The sequence below is a fragment of the Psychrobacillus psychrodurans genome, from assembly GCF_050209195.1.
Classification (GTDB): domain Bacteria; phylum Bacillota; class Bacilli; order Bacillales_A; family Planococcaceae; genus Psychrobacillus; species Psychrobacillus psychrodurans.
Window position 1 is genome coordinate 3,287,502 of record NZ_CP189791.1, and the last position, 15,259, is coordinate 3,302,760.

Here is a 15,259-nt window from a genome sequence, read left to right on the forward strand (position 1 = left end):
ATATAAAAATGAACATTCAAAACTGAACTGCAAAACGTTAAGATACGAATAAAGATTCGTATTCCGATATTATCCTTAGAAAGGAGGTGATCCAGCCGCACCTTCCGATACGGCTACCTTGTTACGACTTCACCCCAATCATCTGTCCCACCTTCGGCGGCTGGCTCCCGTAAGGGTTACCCCACCGACTTCGGGTGTTACAAACTCTCGTGGTGTGACGGGCGGTGTGTACAAGGCCCGGGAACGTATTCACCGTGGCATGCTGATCCACGATTACTAGCGATTCCGGCTTCATGTAGGCGAGTTGCAGCCTACAATCCGAACTGAGAACGGTTTTATGGGATTTGCTCACCCTCGCGGGGTTGCGACCCTCTGTACCGTCCATTGTAGCACGTGTGTAGCCCAGGTCATAAGGGGCATGATGATTTGACGTCATCCCCACCTTCCTCCGGTTTATCACCGGCAGTCACCTTAGAGTGCCCAACTGAATGCTGGCAACTAAGATCAAGGGTTGCGCTCGTTGCGGGACTTAACCCAACATCTCACGACACGAGCTGACGACAACCATGCACCACCTGTCACCGCTGTCCCCGAAGGGAAAAGCCTATCTCTAGGCCGGTCAGCGGGATGTCAAGACCTGGTAAGGTTCTTCGCGTTGCTTCGAATTAAACCACATGCTCCACCGCTTGTGCGGGCCCCCGTCAATTCCTTTGAGTTTCAGTCTTGCGACCGTACTCCCCAGGCGGAGTGCTTAATGCGTTAGCTGCAGCACTAAGGGGCGGAAACCCCCTAACACTTAGCACTCATCGTTTACGGCGTGGACTACCAGGGTATCTAATCCTGTTTGCTCCCCACGCTTTCGCGCCTCAGCGTCAGTTACAGACCAGAAAGCCGCCTTCGCCACTGGTGTTCCTCCAAATCTCTACGCATTTCACCGCTACACTTGGAATTCCGCTTTCCTCTTCTGTACTCAAGTCCCCCAGTTTCCAATGACCTTCCACGGTTGAGCCGTGGGATTTCACATCAGACTTAAAGGACCGCCTGCGCGCGCTTTACGCCCAATAATTCCGGACAACGCTTGCCACCTACGTATTACCGCGGCTGCTGGCACGTAGTTAGCCGTGGCTTTCTAATGAGGTACCGTCAAGGTACGAGCAGTTACTCTCGTACTTGTTCTTCCCTCACAACAGAGTTTTACGATCCGAAAACCTTCTTCACTCACGCGGCATTGCTCCATCAGACTTTCGTCCATTGTGGAAGATTCCCTACTGCTGCCTCCCGTAGGAGTCTGGGCCGTGTCTCAGTCCCAGTGTGGCCGATCACCCTCTCAGGTCGGCTACGCATCGTCGCCTTGGTGAGCCGTTACCTCACCAACTAGCTAATGCGCCGCGGGCCCATCCTGTAGTGACAGCGAGATGCCGTCTTTTAACATCTCCCCATGTGAGGAAATGGATTATTCGGTATTAGCCCCGGTTTCCCGGAGTTATCCCAATCTACAGGGCAGGTTGCCCACGTGTTACTCACCCGTCCGCCGCTAAATCAGAAGAAGCAAGCTTCTTCGTCATTCGCTCGACTTGCATGTATTAGGCATGCCGCCAGCGTTCGTCCTGAGCCAGGATCAAACTCTCCATAATAGTTGGTTTCCGATATGCGGCGCATTTCTTCGTCAACTTCGTTCGCTCAGTCGGTCACGTACGTTAGTACGCTCCCTCTTTCACTCACTTGTTTCCTCGAACTACTTGCATCTCGAAACCCAACAAATAGAACTAGTTTAAAAGCTCATTTTGTTTTGCTGGCATCATCATTAAATGATGTCAAATTTGTTTTGCTATCAGACTAACAAAGTTAGCTGATAAGCTGTATGTCTTAACGTTTTGCATGTTCAGTTTTCAATGTTCATGTTGTTGTAAGTTGTCGTCTTGTTTCAGCGACCTTTGTATCTTAACACCCTTTTAACAACTTCGTCAACACCTTTTAGTAAAGAAGTTGTGTAAAATATGATAACACTTTATTCTGACAAATGCAACAATAAGTTAGATTTGATTACAACCCTTTAGAACACTAGCTTCATAGCCCTACTACAAACTTAAATTAGTCTATTTTTTTTAGTATTAAACTTTATGAGTTTAGTTTAACTCAGTATGTTATATCTTCTTATTTGTATTTCATCATAAACTTAAATACGTTTAAGCCACCCAATTCTTTTACATGACAACCATTCCCTAATTAGAAACTCTCTTTATAGAAGGAACAAAAAAAGAGAGGCAAGATGCCCCCTCTTTGTTGAAACATTTTATAGGAAAATAAAGTAACAAAGGAATATTACCCATAGACCATACATAATTGGATGTATTTCTTTAATACGTCCAGCAACAATCATTGTAATTGGGTAAAATAAGAATCCAATTGCGATACCTGTTGCAATAGAATATGTTAATGGCATTGCAATAATTACGAAGAATGCAGGCACTGCAACTTCAAATTTCTTCCAATCTATATTACCTAAAGAAGATACCATTAACACACCAACTATTATTAATGCAGGTGCAGTAACATAAGAAGTAACTACACTTAATATTGGATAGAAGAATAATGCCAATAACATTAATACTCCTGTCACTACTGCTGCAAATCCTGAACGAGCACCAGCTGCTACACCCGCAGTCGATTCTACATAACTAGTAGTAGTAGAAGTTCCTGCTACCGCTCCAGCTGTTGTAGCAATTGCATCTGCTAGTAGCGCTTTACCCGCACGCGGTAATTTGTTATCTTTCATCAATCCAGCTTGGTTTGCTACAGATATTAATGTTCCGGCTGTATCAAAGAAGTTTACAAACAAGAAAGTAAGTACTACAACTAAGAATTGCGTTGTTAATAAAGAAGATGGATCGTTAAAAATTGGATCAAGTGCAGCCCCAAATGTTGGGCTGACATCTGGAATACTACTAACGATTCCAGTTGGTAATGGTACTAGGCTGAAAATCATCCCAACGATTGCAGTAATCAGCATTCCGTAAAAAATTCCGCCCTTAACGCCTTTTACCATCATAATTACAGTAATTACAAGGCCAAAAATTGTTAATAAAATATTAGGATCTGTTAAGTCTCCTAGACCTACGATTACAGAAGGATCACTAATGATAATCTTAGAGTTTTGCAAACCTACGAAGGTTATGAATAAACCAATTCCAGCGCCAACTGCAAATTTTAGCTCCGTTGGAATTGCATTAATAATTGTTTCACGAATACCGGTTAAAGAAAGAAGAATAAAGATAATTCCTGCTACAAAAACTCCGGTTAAAGCGATTTGCCACGATATCCCAAAATCCAAAACAACTGTAAAAGCAAAAAATGCATTTAATCCCATTCCTGGAGCAAGTGCGATTGGGTATTTTGCTAATACGCCCATTAATATAGAACCAAGACCTGCCGCTAGTGCAGTAGCTGTAAACACCGCTCCTTTATCCATATGCATAAAATCAGGTAATCCTTCAACCGACTCAAGTGATAGTATCATTGGGTTAACTACAAGAATATACGCCATTGCTAGGAAAGTTGTTAAACCACCAATAATTTCACTGCGATAGTTAGTTCCTAATTCTTCAAACTGAAAATACTTTTTCATAATTTCCTCCAGTTATTGTCCGTATAACAGAAAAAAGCAGACGACTAGTGAATCAGTCGTCTGCTTTAGTATCTCTAGTAAGGGAAAAATTATTCTTCTTCCACTTAATCGTAGTCGAATCATTTACGGTGATTCGGTAGAGACTTTTGGGCCTTATTCCCAACGTTATACGACGACATAATTAAATTATGTTAGTAATATAACATCATTATTTTAGAAAATCAATACAAAATCCGAACATTATTCGAATAAACAACAAAATAGTTCGTTAATATATTAATTCTAAGAGTTCAAAAAACAAAACACTGACGTATATTTCAGCCATAGTATAATAAATGAATCTGACCGATAATCTCAATTTCGTATAGAGGGAGTGTGCATAATGATAAAAATCGAACGACTATTGTCTATACTAGTTGCTTTGTTAAATAAAGAAGTAGTATCAGCCGATGAACTAGCCAAAAAACTAGAAGTAAGTAAAAGAACGATTTATAGAGATATTGAATCATTAGGATTATCTGGCCTCCCAGTCATAACCATTCATGGTCGAAATGGAGGTGTTGGACTGATGCCATCCTACAAGATGGATAAATATTTGTTTTCAGATAAGGAGAAACTAAAAATTATAGAATCTTTAAGAATGCAACATAATATATTACAAGAGGATAACCAAGTTCTCATTGAAAAGCTAGAGAATTTAAAGGGTGATGAATCTTTTAGTAACCTTTCCTTCTACTCTCCTACCATCCATAGAACAGAAATAGAACAAGAGACCAAAGAAAAGCTAACTACTTTAAGAGGTGCCATATCACAGAAAAAAAAGTTAAAAATAAAGTACATTTCTTTAAATGGAGATATTACTAGTCGCGTTATTTCTCCTAGTAACATAGTTCTAACAAATGGTAGCTGGTATTTGGAAGCATATTGTGAAAAAAGAAAAGATAGAAGAATGTTCAAACTTACTCGAATTAGAGAGCACCTCTTAATAGATGAAAAATCTATCCAAATGGAAGGAAAAGAAATTGACTTAACAACTATTTACGAGCAGGCTGAGTTAATTTTCCATAGAAATCAATTAGGGAAATTATATGATTTTTTTTTGGAAGAAGAAATTGAAATACAAAACAATTATATAAAGGTCAATTTCAAATATGATAGCAATAGAAATCTGACACCTTTTTTATTAATGTTCGGTAGTACGGTTGATGTGATTAACCCACAAACATTGAAACAAGAATATTACAATGAATTGAATAAAATCCACAAAAAAATAAATGATGACAATCAGTTGTCATATATACCATGATATATTCCTTATAGAAGGGTGGAGATTTTAAGTGAAAGATACTAAAGTAATCTATGGAAATAAGGTTAGAACAAACAATAATGATAGTAGTATATTTCCGAAGAAGTGGGAGGAATTTTTACAGAATAAAGTAAATAGCGATATTTATGCAGTCTATAGTAACTATGAAAGTGATTTTACCGGTGACTTTGACTTTATGATTGGAACGGAAGAAATGGCTGGAGAAGATAGCATCACTATTGATAGTGGAGAATATTACGTTTGGGAAGTAGAATCTAAAGATTTAAATGGCGTTGGTATGGCATGGAAAGAAATTTGGGAAAGTGATTTACCGAGAGCTTATAAAACGGATTTTGAAATTTATAAAACTAACGGAAGTATAGCCATTTATTTATCTGTTTTACCTAAGTCTTAAAAAATAGCCTTGCGTCCTTTTGCAATATGGACACAAGGCTATTATTAATTAACTATTCCCTCTAAAAGTAGCTGGGGCTTATACTTTATGTAATACACTACAAGGTTAGTGTGAGGTGATACTACAATAAATCGAGACAATACTTGCTGAACTTGCTGAGTTTCAGGTTACATAGCGTAGTACCTCATAAGTCATTAACGAAGCAACTAATGGAGTATGGAATAGTTGCAAAAAGATTTCTCCTTATAAGAAAAAGTAAATTGTTGGAAGAAAGCTTTAATGATACACTTGATTCATTGGTGTGATTTACTTTATTGGAAAAGTGGGGATGGCGATATAAAAAAAATATTATCTTTCATGGATTGGGGCATATTTGCCCTGCGTTTATACCATTATATTTTGCTATTGTCCCGGTTTTTCACAGAAAGTGAGCTTTCGAACAGAACATTATTAAACTTCATCTGGTTGATGATAGCACTTATCATCCCTATGATATTTTGGTTTCCTCAACGACGGATGAACAAAGTCTGGTTCTGTATACTGGAGCTATTGCTAGGTGGCTCTTATTATGTGAATTCTGTCTTCGATCCGGCTTTGACATCAAAAGCAGACTACTTATTACCGAGCCTTACAATGGGATACTTATTGACTAAGCAGACGTTCTGGATCATTCCTGCAGTTACTTTGATTCCTTTTACCTTTCAGTCTTTCTTAAAGTTACCATGGGAACAAACCTTGAGTATCGGAGCAGACAATCTGTTATTCTGCTTCATCGGCTTATGGGTAAGCTTAATAGCCAAAGCGTATTACCAGAAAAATGAACTGGTAGCTGAAGTGGAGCAACAAAATAAGCTGTTAACCCACTATGCAGATGAGATTGAGAAGATGACTTTACTTGAAGAGCGCAACCGCATGTCCAAGGAACTCCATGATACACTGGGGCACTCCTTTATCTCACTCATTATGAGTCTTGATGCTTCCATTGCCCTTTTGGATAGCAAACCTGCCGAGGTAAAAGATCGGTTAATTCGTTTAAGAGCATTAGCTGAACAAAACCTGGACGAAATGAGAAACATTGTCCACGAGATGGGAGAAGAAGAGGAGTCGAATCTTATACGACAGGTTGAGGCGCTTGTGGTCAGTTTCCGGGAGTACACTGGAACAGTCCTCACTTTGAGTCTGTTTGGAACAGAGCAACCGATGCGTTTTGAAGTGCGGCAAGCAATCCTTCGAGTCATTCAGGAGTCTTTTACAAACGCACTAAAACATGGAAAAGCGTCTCAACTGCATTTGGAGCTTCGATTTTCCGAGTCCAATTTGCAATTATTAATTCAAAATAATGGAAAACCGATTGAAAACAATTTGGAATATGGCTTTGGCTTGACTACTATGAAACATCGAGTTGAGCGATTGGGAGGTAGACTGTTTGTGTCACCTAAAGTGGGAAATGCAGCAATCACCGAAGTCAGTTGTGAAATTCCGCTGAAAGGATTGATGCTGCATGGCGAAAATCAAAGTGCTGCTTGCCGATGATCAGGAATTAATTCTGGAGAGTCTGCACATAGTACTCTCCATGGAAGAAGATTTAGAAATTGTCGGGTTAGCCAAGAATGGCGAAGAAGCAATTAAAGGCTGTGAGCAGTATCATCCAGATATTGTGCTGATGGATATCAATATGCCGGTCATGGACGGCGTTGCCGCAACTGCCATGATAAAAGAACGTATACCTGCAATCAAAGTTATTATGCTGACCTCCTATCGAGAAGTAGAGTATGTATTGGCAGCATTAAGCCATGGAGCAGAAGGTTATCTGCTCAAAGCTATTCATCCTAGGGATCTGGCTGCAGGCATACGGGTAGTTCATGCGGGAGGGACTTTAATCACTCAGGAGATGGCGAGTAAAATGATTAAAAGTATGAACAATAACTCCTCCACAAAAAGTAATGAATACGGACTCAGTACCCGTGAAATTGAAGTGCTGCATAAGCTGGCTTTAGGCTTGCGCAATCAAGACATTGCTGAGGCACTATTTCTTAGTGAAGGAACTATTAAAAATTACATCTCAACCATTTATTCGAAACTTAATGTGAGTGGAAGGCGTGAGGCCGCCCGTAAAGCCCGAGATTCCGGAATCATGGATCATTAAGAAACCGATATCTAAGAAGCTAGCAACTTATTATTGTTGCTGGCTTTTTTGGTCATGTTTAAATAATGACAAAAGCTCACTTTCTCTTTATGACTTTTTCAACCTATACTCATAACTATCAAGCAATAGAGGAGCTGAAGCAAGAATGAAGAAAACGTCTGCACACAAAGTGAAGCAGCAGATTGGTGGAAAATTAAGTACATGGAGTCGATTTTGGCGCTTTCCAATCATCTGGATGATTGCAGGGTCAATCGGTATTATTCTCGTGGATTCACTATTCCGTGCTCTAGCAGAACAAGTAGAGGGAATTTTTTCCCTTCTTTTAACATTAACAGCGGGTTTTGTTGCCATTATGGTCTACAAGCTTACGATGAAATACCTGGCAAGTCGGTCAATTCCAGAGATATCAACACACCGCATAGGATTTGAAGCTGGCATGGGATTACTAACTGGGGCAATCTTTATCATAGTATCCACTTTTATAATAGTTGCTATGGGAGGTTACTCCTTTCAATGGGCGAGTGCGGATATGGGTTCTGTTCTTATATCCTCCATTGAAGCAGCTTTAGGCGCAGCCATTATTGAGGAACTCATCTTTCGTGGGCTTATGTTCCAAGCCATCAGTAAATTAGCAGGAAACTGGCTCGCACTCGCTGTGACCTCACTATTCTTTGGAGTTGCCCATCTTGGAAATACAGGGGCAACACTATGGAGCTCGTTCGCCATTTCTATAGAAGCAGGTCTTCTGCTCGGAGCAGCATTCATGTGGCGACGGAATTTGTGGTTTGCCATGGGACTGCATTTTGCCTGGAATGCATGTGAGGGTTTACTTGGTATTCCGGTTTCTGGACACTCTTCAGTCGGTCTGTTTACTGTGAAAGTAAACGGTGCTGAACTTCTCACGGGGGGGGATTTTGGACTCGAGGGCTCTATTGTGCCGGTTATGATCAGTCTTCTGATAGCCACTCCCATGCTGATTGGCTATGTACGGCATCGGGCATCATTAGGGAAGCTTTGAAACTAAAAAATATGCTAAAACAGAGGGATAGAATCGTCCAAGTACTTGGGTATATTCTTTTTTTAAAATCAGCATTTAGTTCATTTACAAAATAACTGTTCACTAATTAGTCACCCAAAAAAAGAAAAACCATTCATAAACACGAAAATAAAGTGTTACACTGGTTTTTCTTTTTCATTTTAATGTTCTGTACAAACTCCCCCACGATAAGTTATTACTGTTTCAATTATCCAAATCTAGCAGTTTGGATTTTTTTTAGTTTTTAAAAGTGGTTCAGTTAACCTTGATTCCTCCCTCCTATTTTCTGTTTTAATCGAAAGACATCTAATTTTAGTCATGAAAAAAACTCTCTTCTACTTGTGAAATAACACAAATAAAAGAGAGTAATTTATGAAACCGATAGTTGCAGGTAAGTAATTATTACCTTATACGAAACCCTAAACAAGCGTTGGTATATAAGGTTTTCAAGACACTTTAATTACTAATAAAATACAGTCCTATTCCCACTCAATAGTAGCTGGTGGTTTACTCGTAATGTCATACACTACGCGGTTAATGTGAGGCACTTCATTGACAAGACGAACACTTACTTTTTCTAGAACATCCCATGGGATACGTGCCCAGTCAGATGTCATTCCGTCGATAGAGGTTACTGCACGGATACCGATTGCGTAATCGTACGTACGTGCATCGCCCATTACTCCAACGCTGCGGATATCAGGAAGCACTGTGAAGTACTGCCAAATATCACGGTCAAGTCCAGCTTTTGCAATTTCTTCACGAAGGATGAAATCAGATTCACGAACTATTTTTAATTTTTCTTCTGTTATTTCACCTAGCACACGAATTCCTAAACCAGGACCTGGGAAAGGTTGACGCCAAACAATTTTTTCATCTAAACCAAGTTCCAAACCTAAAGCACGCACTTCATCTTTAAACAGAGTTTTTAGCGGCTCGATTAGTTTAAACTGCATATCTTCAGGAAGTCCACCAACATTATGGTGAGATTTAATCGTTTGAGCTGTTGCAGTTCCAGACTCAATAATATCTGTGTAAAGAGTACCCTGTGCTAAGAAGTCCATACCATCTAATTTAGATGCTTCTTCATCGAATACATAAATAAATTCGTTACCAATAATTTTACGTTTTTTCTCTGGATCTGAAACACCAGCTAATTTATTCATGAAGCGTTCACGAGCATCAATTTTTATGACGTTCATGTTAAAGCCTTCTGTGAAAGTCTTCATAACTTGTTCCACTTCACCTTTACGGTTTAAGTTATGATCGACAAACATACAAGTTAGTTGGTCACCAATTGCTTTATGGATTAATACCGCAACTACTGACGAATCTACACCGCCACTTAATGCACAAAGAACTTTTTTATCTCCAACTTCTTGGCGAATGTTATGAAGCTGCATTTCAACAAAGCTTTCCATCGACCAGTCACCTTTTGCATGACAAACATCAAATACGAATTGACGGATTAACTCAATCCCGTAGATAGAATGTCTAACTTCAGGATGGAATTGTACAGCATAGAAATTTTTAGCTTCATTTGCCATTGCAGCTACTGAACAAGATGGACTTGTTGCAATAACTTCAAAGCCTTCAGGAGCAACTGTTACATGATCTCCATGGCTCATCCAAACGACTTGGTTTTCCGGAAGTTGTCCAAATAAAGGTGTTGCGTTTTTCACATTGATCTCTGCTTTACCATATTCTCGATGAGAAGCTTTTTCTACTTTCCCACCAAAATGCTGAGACATTAACTGCATACCGTAGCAAATACCTAAAATTGGCACACCTAAGTCATAAATTGCAGAGTCGATATGGAATGCATTTTCATCATAAACTGAATTAGGACCACCCGAGAAGATAATTCCCGTTGCATTTATTTTCTTCAATTCCTCAGCTGTAACTGTATGTGGAAGTAGTTCGCTATATACGCCAAATTCACGAATACGACGTGTAATAAGTTGGTTATATTGACTTCCGAAATCTAGAACGACAATCTTTTCTTGTTCTTTTAACAATGGTGTTAAAGACATTAGCTCCACCTCTTCTTATAAGTAATCCAATTATACCCTCTGTCTCATTGAATGATAAAAAAACGCGTTAGAAAGCATACCTCTTTCTACGCGTTTATGTTTTCTACATCAAAAAGGTGAATGCATATGTCTGAAAAAGACATGACTGCATCCACCTTCATAGTCAAGTTGTTAATGGCAACTTGGTAGAAACATCCGAACCATATCATCGGACATATACGAGGGCAACATCGGTCATTTTATTTGACTTCAGTTTACAGGTTGTTGCTCTCAAAATCAACCGCTAAGCCGATTGATTAAATTTTCCCAACTTTCTCTCATCGATACATAATCTATACCCTCTCGATTATTACCATATAGACCTTTTTCATATGCTGCTGTTAATTTGCGCATATGCGTTTCTCCAAAGCCTGCATCTACATATTTTGCATATGCAGATAACGTCTGTCCTTGCTCTCTTGCCATTCCATATCCATCTAATTGTTTTAACAATTGATGATACATCTTTTCAAACGTATCCCAGTCATTTTTTCGCATGCGATTAACTGGTATTAATACTTTTGCTAACCACTTTCTTCGATGGTGATATGCAAACATAGATAGTAAAGCCAAACCGAGTATTGTCCAAAAAATAGACGCTTTATTATTATTTACCCATTTAGCAATATTGCTCATAATTTCACTGAATCCTATAGAAACTTCCTTCTCTTCTTTCTCTCCTTTTGGTTTTTCAGTAGCTTTCTCAGGAGTATTTTCAGGTGTTTCCAACTGATCTTTTTCAGTATCTATATCATAATTTAAATTGACAGAATTCGTAAATCCAATAGTTGGCTCGAACGTCATCCACCCTATACCTGGGAAGTAAGCCTCTACCCATGAGTGAGCATTATTATTTGTCACTTCGTATACTGGAAGACCATTTTCACGTTCGACTACTTCTCCTGATGCAAAACCCTTTACCCAACGTGCAGGAATTCCTTTAGAACGTAGCAAAACAACCATCGATGTCGAGAAGTTATCACAATAGCCTATCTTTGTATCAAATAAAAACTGATCCACATAATCGGTATCACCTTCTGGTACCGCAGCCATATCCTGATTATAGCTGAAACCATTCAAACGGAAATACCGTTCAATTGCTTTTGCTTTATCGTATAAACTATCACTGTCAGAAGTAATAGAGGTTGCTAAATCTTTTACTCTTGTTGGTAATGTTTCGGGAAGCTGCAAATAACGATCGAATTCATTAGGTAATCCTTCTAAATCTGCAGGCACTGTTTCCCTAAGTGCTTTTAAGCTATACAACGGCTCATTGTAAGTTACATCATAGGTTCCAACAGGTGTTTCATTGCCTCCATTAAAAGTATATAGTTTTTGATTTCTTTCATTCATCGATAAATAAATTGGCTCCATTGAATCAACTTGCTCGATTCCATAAGGCTGCATGATAAAAGAATAAGCCTGGGACATATAAATACTAGCCTTTAATGATTCCTCTTCTGTTCCAGGTGCTATATCAGATTCAATCGGCTCTCCCAACTCATACCCCCTAAGAACTGGAGTCTCCAATGCTGAATTTATCCATCCTTTTGAAGTATACGTATCCTTCGTTTCAATCTTCCAATATTGCTTAGTTGGAGTAGTTGCATAAAATACTGGAGTATCATCGCTTGCGAAAGCTCCGCCTAAGCGTTCATCATTTTCCCCATATCCAACCTTTTGTGTAGCTCCTCCCACACCTTTTCCATCGTCACCGTTCGCAGCATTTGGGCTCGTTGATAATAGAAAAGGCACTGGATCCGGCCAGCTTGGACCAGCTTTTGGTAGTGCGTAGGCAAGTGAGCTACTAATTACCACTATACCTATTAAACTTCCAATTCCAGCTATTAAAAATGCACCATGAAGTTTCCCTTCTTGCTCATGAATCATTTTTTGTGCATATAACAAACCTAAAATGATAAATCCTGAAGTTAATACAATAACGATACTCTTTTCGCCACTATATGGACTAAACGTATCTAGAATCGTTATAAATAGAACTGTAAATAGAAAGAACAACATTAAATTTTTACGTACTCTGATCCAGTAGTTTAGTAAATAAGTAGTCATCCATAATAAAATAAAAAACAAAAATGTTCGGAAGGGATCTGTAACCTGTACCCAGTCTTGACTTATAAGAGATGCAATATTTTCTTTGAACATCTCCAAAATTAACTTAAAAGATTCTACTGATAAGATAGATAAATCTGTATAGATATTTACAATTACCCAACAAATATATACTAGCTTAATCGGAAATACATATACCCATTTCAATTTTAATAAATAGAATACAAATGAAATAACTAAATACCAACCAAATAAGTTTAAATGACCCGTATCTGTTAGCTCAATTACTGGCTTTAACCATTCCATCATGAGGATTAAAACAAATGAATAAACAAATACAGATATTATAGTTTGCTGTGTTTTTTTACTCACGAACGTTTCACCTCCATGAAGGCTTGGGCAAATCGATCCTTCGTAATTGGCTGTACCTGAAAACCTCTGCTAGCTGCATACTTGTACATTGCATTCTCTTCACTGGTATTTTTTTCAGTTTTGGTTTTTATGACAAAACAAGTACAAGCTCGTAGATTCGTAGCATTTTTTTGAACACTATCCATCCATTCATAAGTCAGGTTACTAGTAACATATAAAAGCGTTGTCGCATTGGATAACGACTGATCGTGTAAAATTACTTGCTCTAGTGGCTTTGTTAAATCATCTTTTACTTTTGTTAAATGGTATAGTACTCGTTGTAGATGTTGTTCCGTCTGAACTTCAGGTAAAAACATTCGATCCTCTCCAACAGACAGAAACGCAGAGGATGCCTGGTGTCTTACGATTGCTTGCATAATAGAAGCAGTTAAATCGACCACTTCCTCAAACAGAGGTGAAGGAGTTCGATCAACTACTACAAACATATCCTGAGATTGACGATCTTCAAATTCTTTTGTTTTTAATGTTTGTGTTCTCGCAAAGGATTTCCAGTGAATCCATGATACCCTATCACCAGGTTGGTAAGATCTAACTCCAGTTGCCATAGATGTATCTTTCATTGCCTGAATTCTTGAAGCTGCAGCACCTTGATCGTACCTCGTTTCTATTGGTATGTAGACCATCTCTGTCAAATTAGGAAATACTAGAATGGTTTTAGGATTAGTTATAAATACTTCCTTTTTTACCCACCCGAATAGGTCGCTTACTTGAATACTCGTCCCCTCTAAAACATGCTCACCACGAGGAATATGTTCTATTTCATAGGTCCATGTAAATTCTTTTTTCATACCCCAAAAGGTAAGTTGCTTCCAAGAAGCTTCTGTTGCAAGAGAAGGGCTGACTTTCTCCTCCATTTGAACGTACATAAGAGGAAAACGACTTTTCCTAGTCACACGAATTGTTGCCGAGAACAGCCCACCACTTTGAACCTTGCGCGTTTCAATAATTCTCTCAACAACGATATCAGTTAACGAATTCATATATAACAGCAACGAATAGAAAGAAATAGGGACAATTAAATAAAACAAAAACCAACTCACAAATCCACCTTGAAACATTGCATATATGAATGCGATTACTAGTAGAAACAGTATGCCTATTACTCCTCGAATCTTCTTCCATCGATTAAGCAATTGCTTCATTGACTTACTTTCCTTTTAATAGGTACCGGAGTTCGCTTCACAATTCGAGCAAGCACTTCTTCAGAAGAAATTCCATCATATCGTGCTTCCGGGCGTAAGATGACACGATGTCCAAATACATAAGGCATCAAATACTGAATATCATCTGGAGTAACATACTCTCTGCCATTAAGTAGAGCAAGGCCTTGTGAAGCACGCATTAGTGCAATAGATGCACGTGGACTAACGCCTAGATAAATATATGTATCCTGTCTTGTACGATTAGACAGGTCAACAATATAGTTCTTCATCGTTTCATCTACTTTTACTTGCTTCACTTGTTTTTGAAGTTCGATTAATTCCTCTAGAGAGATGACGGGTACTAATGTATCAATCGGTGATGCATGCTCTAACCTATTTAATACTTCAATTTCTTCGCTCGGATGTGGGTAGCCCATCTTTAACTTTAATAAGAACCTGTCTAATTGTGCTTCTGGTAGTGGATATGTTCCTTCATGTTCAATTGGGTTTTGCGTTGCCATAACAAAAAACGGCTTTGGAATTGGCATTGTTACTCCATCAATTGTAACCGAAGCCTCCTCCATTCCTTCTAGAAGCGCAGATTGTGTTTTCGGAGATGTACGATTGATTTCATCAGCAAGAACGATATTTCCTAAAATCGGACCTGGTCTAAATTCAAACTCCATTTCCTTTGGATTGTAAATAGATACACCTAATACATCTGAAGGCAATAAATCCGGTGTGAATTGAATTCTTTTAAAATCTGCTCCGATCGACTTAGCAAGTGCACGCACCATCATCGTTTTCCCTACACCTGGTACATCCTCTAATAACACATGGCCCTGCGCCAATAATGCTACTACAGCAAGTTCGGCAATATTTTTTTTACCAATCATTACTTTTTCTATATTTTCAATAATTGCTTCTATCTGTGCTCGTTCTTTCATTCATTCTCCCCCTCAGGTCCCCTATATATTGACTTGCGTGAAAATTTATACAATACGCTATAAGCATA

Annotated in this window: 10 protein-coding genes, 1 rRNA gene and 2 riboswitches; of the genes, 5 read left to right on the forward strand and 6 right to left on the reverse strand. The window is 38.8% G+C overall.

The features are described from left to right. Positions 1–79: 79 nt before the first annotated feature. Together ACQCPR_RS16245 and ACQCPR_RS16250 are read right to left on the reverse strand one after the other, a co-directional pair. Positions 80–1,634 (reverse strand): 16S ribosomal RNA (locus ACQCPR_RS16245). A gap of 659 nt (positions 1,635–2,293) precedes the next feature. After that, positions 2,294–3,625 (reverse strand): NCS2 family permease, encoded by a 1,332-nt coding sequence (locus tag ACQCPR_RS16250; RefSeq protein ID WP_090569153.1) that lies wholly within the window; start codon positions 3,623–3,625, stop codon positions 2,294–2,296. 91 nt (positions 3,626–3,716) lie between these two features. Then, positions 3,717–3,818, reverse strand: a riboswitch (purine riboswitch). Positions 3,819–4,007: 189 nt separating this feature from the next. Between ACQCPR_RS16250 and ACQCPR_RS16255 the strand changes: the two genes are divergently transcribed. The 5 genes from ACQCPR_RS16255 to ACQCPR_RS16275 all read left to right on the forward strand — a co-directional run bounded on the left by ACQCPR_RS16255 (position 4,008) and on the right by ACQCPR_RS16275 (position 8,510). Further along, positions 4,008–4,931, forward strand: coding sequence for a helix-turn-helix transcriptional regulator (locus ACQCPR_RS16255; RefSeq protein ID WP_427137548.1), 924 nt, complete (start codon positions 4,008–4,010; stop codon positions 4,929–4,931). Positions 4,932–4,962: 31 nt separating this feature from the next. Continuing rightward, positions 4,963–5,346 (forward strand): GyrI-like domain-containing protein, encoded by a 384-nt coding sequence (locus ACQCPR_RS16260; protein WP_427137549.1) that lies wholly within the window; start codon positions 4,963–4,965, stop codon positions 5,344–5,346. 279 nt (positions 5,347–5,625) lie between these two features. Then, a complete protein-coding gene (locus tag ACQCPR_RS16265) occupies positions 5,626–6,879 on the forward strand; it encodes a sensor histidine kinase (RefSeq protein ID WP_427137550.1) in 1,254 nt (417 codons plus the stop codon). Beyond that, entirely contained in the window at positions 6,848–7,492 is a 645-nt protein-coding gene (locus ACQCPR_RS16270) for a response regulator transcription factor (RefSeq protein ID WP_090569144.1), read from the forward strand. The genes ACQCPR_RS16265 and ACQCPR_RS16270 overlap by 32 nt, the downstream gene beginning before the upstream one ends. A gap of 145 nt (positions 7,493–7,637) precedes the next feature. Continuing rightward, the gene (locus ACQCPR_RS16275) at positions 7,638–8,510 is read left to right on the forward strand and encodes a CPBP family intramembrane glutamic endopeptidase (RefSeq protein ID WP_427137551.1); all 873 of its coding nucleotides are present in this window, start codon (positions 7,638–7,640) and stop codon (positions 8,508–8,510) included. A gap of 497 nt (positions 8,511–9,007) precedes the next feature. Here the strand turns inward: ACQCPR_RS16275 and guaA are convergent, their stop codons facing one another. The 4 genes from guaA to ACQCPR_RS16295 form a co-directional block, all read right to left on the reverse strand. After that, positions 9,008–10,561 carry a glutamine-hydrolyzing GMP synthase gene (gene guaA, locus ACQCPR_RS16280; RefSeq protein ID WP_427137552.1) on the reverse strand — a complete coding sequence of 518 codons (1,554 nt, stop codon included), beginning with the start codon at positions 10,559–10,561 and terminating at the stop codon, positions 9,008–9,010. 140 nt (positions 10,562–10,701) lie between these two features. Continuing rightward, a riboswitch (purine riboswitch) is annotated at positions 10,702–10,803 on the reverse strand. A 34-nt stretch (positions 10,804–10,837) separates the two neighbouring features. Then, complete coding sequence (locus ACQCPR_RS16285) at positions 10,838–13,042, reverse strand: transglutaminase domain-containing protein (protein WP_427137553.1); 2,205 nt, start codon at positions 13,040–13,042, stop codon at positions 10,838–10,840. Further along, complete coding sequence (locus ACQCPR_RS16290) at positions 13,039–14,244, reverse strand: DUF58 domain-containing protein (RefSeq protein WP_427137554.1); 1,206 nt, start codon at positions 14,242–14,244, stop codon at positions 13,039–13,041. The genes ACQCPR_RS16285 and ACQCPR_RS16290 overlap by 4 nt, the downstream gene beginning before the upstream one ends. Further along, positions 14,241–15,191 carry an AAA family ATPase gene (locus ACQCPR_RS16295; RefSeq protein WP_093496737.1) on the reverse strand — a complete coding sequence of 317 codons (951 nt, stop codon included), beginning with the start codon at positions 15,189–15,191 and terminating at the stop codon, positions 14,241–14,243. Before ACQCPR_RS16295 ends, ACQCPR_RS16290 begins: the two co-directional genes overlap by 4 nt. Between the last annotated feature and the right edge of the window lie 68 nt (positions 15,192–15,259).

What these genes read in the sequence shown, in the direction of transcription:
- ACQCPR_RS16250 (WP_090569153.1), bottom strand. Translation starts at nt 3,625, where the DNA reads ATGAAAAAGTATTTTCAGTTTGAAGAATTAGGAACTAACTATCGCAGT.
- ACQCPR_RS16255 (WP_427137548.1), top strand. Translation starts at nt 4,008, where the DNA reads ATGATAAAAATCGAACGACTATTGTCTATACTAGTTGCTTTGTTAAAT.
- ACQCPR_RS16265 (WP_427137550.1), top strand. Translation starts at nt 5,626, where the DNA reads ATGATACACTTGATTCATTGGTGTGATTTACTTTATTGGAAAAGTGGG.
- ACQCPR_RS16270 (WP_090569144.1), top strand. Translation starts at nt 6,848, where the DNA reads ATGGCGAAAATCAAAGTGCTGCTTGCCGATGATCAGGAATTAATTCTG.
- ACQCPR_RS16275 (WP_427137551.1), top strand. Translation starts at nt 7,638, where the DNA reads ATGAAGAAAACGTCTGCACACAAAGTGAAGCAGCAGATTGGTGGAAAA.
- guaA (WP_427137552.1), bottom strand. Translation starts at nt 10,561, where the DNA reads ATGTCTTTAACACCATTGTTAAAAGAACAAGAAAAGATTGTCGTTCTA.
- ACQCPR_RS16290 (WP_427137554.1), bottom strand. Translation starts at nt 14,244, where the DNA reads ATGAAGCAATTGCTTAATCGATGGAAGAAGATTCGAGGAGTAATAGGC.
- ACQCPR_RS16295 (WP_093496737.1), bottom strand. Translation starts at nt 15,191, where the DNA reads ATGAAAGAACGAGCACAGATAGAAGCAATTATTGAAAATATAGAAAAA.